At 73.5% G+C, this 4,502-nt stretch carries 5 protein-coding genes; 1 reads left to right on the top strand and 4 read right to left on the bottom strand.

The window, feature by feature from the left end; translation table 11 throughout:
• Positions 1-62: 62 nt before the first annotated feature.
• The 3 genes from AC1DUQ_RS18205 to AC1DUQ_RS18195 are packed head-to-tail and all read right to left on the bottom strand — an operon-like array spanning position 63 to position 3,570.
• Positions 63-974, bottom strand: a complete 912-nt coding sequence (locus tag AC1DUQ_RS18205; protein ID WP_477061471.1) for an ABC transporter permease — start codon at positions 972-974, stop codon at positions 63-65.
• Positions 971-2,062, bottom strand: a complete 1,092-nt coding sequence (locus AC1DUQ_RS18200) for an ABC transporter permease (RefSeq protein ID WP_477074285.1) — start codon at positions 2,060-2,062, stop codon at positions 971-973. The genes AC1DUQ_RS18205 and AC1DUQ_RS18200 overlap by 4 nt, the downstream gene beginning before the upstream one ends.
• The gene (locus AC1DUQ_RS18195; RefSeq protein ID WP_477061469.1) at positions 2,059-3,570 is read right to left on the bottom strand and encodes an ABC transporter ATP-binding protein; all 1,512 of its coding nucleotides are present in this window, start codon (positions 3,568-3,570) and stop codon (positions 2,059-2,061) included. The genes AC1DUQ_RS18200 and AC1DUQ_RS18195 overlap by 4 nt, the downstream gene beginning before the upstream one ends.
• A 154-nt stretch (positions 3,571-3,724) precedes the next feature.
• Here AC1DUQ_RS18195 and AC1DUQ_RS18190 point away from each other — a divergent pair, with 154 nt between their 5' ends.
• The gene (locus tag AC1DUQ_RS18190; RefSeq protein WP_477061468.1) at positions 3,725-4,354 is read left to right on the top strand and encodes an alpha/beta fold hydrolase; all 630 of its coding nucleotides are present in this window, start codon (positions 3,725-3,727) and stop codon (positions 4,352-4,354) included.
• Here AC1DUQ_RS18190 and AC1DUQ_RS18185 read toward each other — a convergent pair.
• A partial coding sequence (locus tag AC1DUQ_RS18185) for a DUF167 family protein (protein WP_477074286.1) occupies positions 4,351-4,502 on the bottom strand: 152 nt, incomplete at its 5' end. The genes AC1DUQ_RS18190 and AC1DUQ_RS18185 overlap by 4 nt on opposite strands.

Below are 4,502 nucleotides of genomic sequence, written 5' to 3'. Positions count from 1 at the left end.
CGCGTGCTGTTCGGGTGAGGCGCATGGTGATCCTTCCGAGGACGGGACAGGGATGGCGGGGGTCAGGTGGTGCGGCTGTTGTCGAACACCTTGAGCAGCTCGTCCGGGGCGGCCAGCATCGTGCGGCGGCCCAGGATCGCCAGGACGACGAGGGTGAGGACGAACGGCACGGCGTTCAGCGCGAACTGGTTGACGGCGATGCCGGAGGTCTGCAGGACGGAGGCCAGCGACAGCGCAGCGCCGAACAGGTACGCGCCGGCCATGATGCGGACCGGGTTCCACATCGCGAAGATCACCAGGGCCACGGCGATGAACCCCCGACCGGCGATCATGTTCTCGAACCAGCTGTTGGCGTAGGCGATGGAGATGTGCGCGCCGCCGATCCCCGCCAGAGCCCCACCCGCGACCGTCGCGCAGTACCGCACGGCCTGGACGGAGTACCCGTTCACCTCCAGCGCCTCCGACCGCTCGCCCGCCGTGCGCACCAGCAGTCCGACGCGCGTGCGGAACAGCACCCACCAGATGACCGGCGCCGCGACGTAGGCGACGTAGACCAGCGGGTCGTGGTCGAACAGGATCGGGCCGAGCCCGGGGATCTCGCTCAGCCCCGGCACGGGGACGGGCGTGAACGCGTTGATCTGGCGGCTGACGTAGGAGACCCCGAACAGGGACGTGACGCCGAGTGCCAGGAAGTAGAGGGTGAGCCCGCTGGCGAACTGGTTGGCCCGCCGGCTGACCACGAGGACCGCGTGCACCAGGCTGAGCAGGGCGCCCGCGAGCGCGCCGCCCAGGACGCCGAGCCACGGGTTCCCCGTCTCCGCCGTCACCGCGTACCCGCCGAGGGCACCCAGCAGCATCGCGCCCTCGGTGCCCAGGTTGATGACGCCGCCCCGCTCGGAGATCGTCTCCCCGAGGCCCGCGTACATGATGGACGTGCCGCCGCGCACTGCCCCGGCCAGGATGTCGATGATCACGAGCGCACCTTCCGCGGGCCGGTCCAGCCGAGGACGGCCAGCAGGACGAGCCCCATGAGGATGTTGACGCTCGCCGCCGGCAGGCCCGAGCCGATCTGGAGGCTGTTGCCGGAGACCGCGATCGCGGCCAGCACCAGCGACGCGAGCAGCAGCGGCAGGGGCTTGTGCCGAGACAGCCAGCTGGCCAGGAACGCCACGTAGCCGATGGTCAGGCCGAACGTCGGCCGGAGCTTGTACTCCATCCCCGCGAACTGGATGAACCCGGCGAGCCCGGYCAGCGCACCGCCGAGGAGCAGCGCGGTGAGCAGCAGCGTGACCACCGGCAGGCCCGCGCGGCGGGCGGCCTCGGCGTTGCCGCCGACCACCGAGAGCCGGAAGCCCCACGTGGTGCGGGTCAGCGCGAACCACACGGCCCCCGCGGCGACCACCGCGAGCGCCACCCCGACGTGGATCGCGGTCCCGGCGAACACCGGGAGCTTCATCGCGTCGTTGAGCTCCACGCTCGTGGACTGCCCGAGGGCTGCCGGGTCCTTCCAGGGACCGAGGATGAGGAAGAGCATCGAGTAGAGCGCCACGTAGTTGAGGAGAAGGGTGGTGACTGCCTCATTGACCTTGACGACGAGGCGCATGGCGGCGGCGATGCCGGCCCAGGCCGCGCCCGCAGCCATCGCGGCCACGATCATCAGCAGCATGATCAGCCACGGCGACGCGACCGGCGTGAGCCAGAGCGCGACACCCGCCGCGGCGACGCCCCCGATGATCAGCTGACCCTCGCCGCCCACGTTCACCAGCCCCGCGCGCGCCGGCACGACGACCGCGAGGCCCGCGAGCGCGATGGGCGCCGCGCGCAGCACGATCTGCTGGAACTGCCCGGGCTGCGTCAGGGTCGACGTCCAGATGTCGGCGTACACCGCGAACGGGTCCGCGCCGTTGGCCAGCACGAACGCCCCGAAGACCACGAGGCCGGCGATCAGGGCTCCGACCCAGCGCAGGAGCGCGGTTCCGCGGGGCCACACGCGACGGGTGGCGTCGGCAGCCGGCGCGGCCGCGGCGGACGCGGGGGCCTCCTTCGCCACCTCCTGGCTCATGCGACACCTCCGAGCATCAGTCGTCCGAGGGACATCCGGTCGGCGTCGGCCGTGTCGACGACCCCGACCACGTGCCCGTCGTGCATCACGGCGATCCGGTCGGCGACGGCGATGAGCTCGTCCAGGTCCTCCGAGACCATGAGCACACCGGCCCCGCGGGCCCGGTGCTCGAGCAGCAGCTCCTGCGTCCGGCGGGTGTTCGCGACGTCGAGGCCGCGGCTCGGGTAGGCCGCGACCACGAGGGCGGCGTCCTGACCGAGCTCGCGGGTGAGCAGGACCCGCTGGATGTTCCCCCCGGACAGCGACGAGAGCGTGCGCCTGGTGGGCGCCATGTGCAGACCGACGCGCTCGTCCAGCACCGCGGTGCGCGCACCGACGGCCGGCCAGTCGACGCCGAGCCCGCGTCGGGGCACCGCCCGGCCGTCGAGCACCATGTGCTCCAGCACCGTCAGCCCCGGCACCACCGAGTCCGCGACCGGGTCCTCCGGCACCGCGACCGCGGCTCCGTCCCCGACGTCGACCGACCCCGACGTGACCGGCCGGAGCCCGAGCGCGACCTCGCACAGCTCCTTCTGGCCGCTCCCCGCGACCCCGGCCACGCCGACCAGCTCGCCGGGGTAGACGTCGAGGTCCACGCCCTTGAGCGCCACGTGCCCGCGGTCGCCCAGCGCCGTGGCGCCCGCCAGCGTGAGCACCGGGTGGTCCCGCGGCGGCACCGCGGCACGCTCCACCGCGAGCGGCGGCACCCGCCGGCCGACCATCGCCTCGACCAGCTCGGCGTCGGAGAAGTTGCCGGGGTCCTCCGCGTTGAGGATCACCTGCCCACCGCGCAGCACGGTCACCTGGTCGGCGATCGCGCGCACCTCCCCCAGCTTGTGCGTCACGAGGACGACGCCCAGGCCTCGGTCGCGCAGCTGCGCCACGACGCCGAACAGGGCCTCGACCTCCTGCGGCGCGAGCACGCTCGTCGGCTCGTCGAGGATGACCAGCCGAGCACCGGTCATGAGGACCTTGAGGATCTCCGCGCGCTGCCGCTCGCCGATGGACAGGTGGCGGACCTGCGCGGACGGGTCGACCGCCAGCCCGTACGCCTCCGACGCCTCGGTGATGCGGGCAGCCAGCTGCGTGAGGCGCAGCCTCGGGCCCTCCGGGAGCGCGAGCGCGATGTTCTCGGCGACCGTGAGCGCGGGCACCAGTCGCAGGTCCTGGAACACCATGCCGATGCCGAGGGTGCGCGCGTCGGCCGGGCTGCCCGGTGCCACGGGGGCGCCGTCGACGAACATCCGTCCCTCGTCGGGCGTGTAGACGCCGTAGATCATCTTGAGCAACGTGCTCTTGCCGGCGCCGTTCTCGCCGATCAGCCCGTGCACCGTGCCGGGCAGGACCGTGAGGTCGACGTCCCAGTTGGCCTGCACCTCACCGAAGCGCTTGGACAGGCTGCGCACCTCGAGGAGCGCGGCCGGCTTGCCGACCCGGCCGCGTGCGCGGGCGACGGCGTCGGTGGTCATGGTCGGCTCGGCCGAGCAGCAGTATCCACAGCGGTATCCGCTCGTGTATCCATGCGGGGAGACTAGGAGCGTGATGTTTCGGACATTCGCGGCACACGTAACGCTTGCGTGTCCGGAGGGCGCCGGCCTTCCACCGTCCACCTACGCTCTCGCCATGCCCCGGACCCGCGTGCTCCTCGTGCACGGCGCAGCGACGACGGCACGGGTCTGGGACCCGGTGGCCGACCTCCTGCGCGCCGACGGGCTCGACGTCGTCGCCCCCGACCGCGCGAGCAGCGGCGACCTCGCCGTCGAGCTCGCCGCCCTGGCCGACGACGCCGCGGGCGCCGTCGTGGTCGGTGTCAGCGGGGGCGCCACCCTCGGGCTCGCGCTCGCGGCGTCCGACCGGGTGCTCGCGGCAGCGGTCCTGCACGAGCCGGCGGTCGGCTCCCTGGTCCCGGGCCTGCTGGACCACGTCGTCGCCGGGTACGCAGCCGGAGGTGTGCCCGGGTTCGGGGCGGCGCTCTACGGACCGTCCTGGGACCGGTCGATGGCGCCGACCGACCCGGGATCCGTCGGCCGCGACCTCGCGATGTTCCGGCGGTTCGAGCCCGCCGCTCCGAGCCCCGGGCAGGGGCGCGTCCTGGTCACCGTCGGCGAGCTCTCCCCGCCCGCGCGGCACCAGGCGGCGTGGGCGCTGCACGACCGGCTCGGCGTGGAGGTGCGGATCCTGCCCGCGACGGGGCACTTCGTCCAGCACGACAACCCGGGGGCGCTGGTCGAGGCGATCCGGTCCGTCCTCTAGCCCCGGAGCTCGGCAAGCCGCCCGGCGATCTCCGCCTCGTCGGCGTCGACCTCCACCAGCTTGTCGCGGCTGGTCGCCCCCGACACCAGCCGGACCTGCCGCGGCCGCACGCCGAGCGCCTTGGCGAGGGCGTCGAGCGCGGCCTGCG

Source organism: Cellulomonas sp. P4_B5_2, assembly GCF_056402235.1.
This window is presented reverse-complemented; position numbering and strand designations above follow the sequence as displayed.

Excerpts from the sequence above, each read along its gene's own strand:
- AC1DUQ_RS18195 (WP_477061469.1), bottom strand. The coding sequence starts at position 3,570 with ATGACCACCGACGCCGTCGCCCGCGCACGCGGCCGGGTCGGCAAGCCG.
- AC1DUQ_RS18190 (WP_477061468.1), top strand. The coding sequence starts at position 3,725 with ATGCCCCGGACCCGCGTGCTCCTCGTGCACGGCGCAGCGACGACGGCA.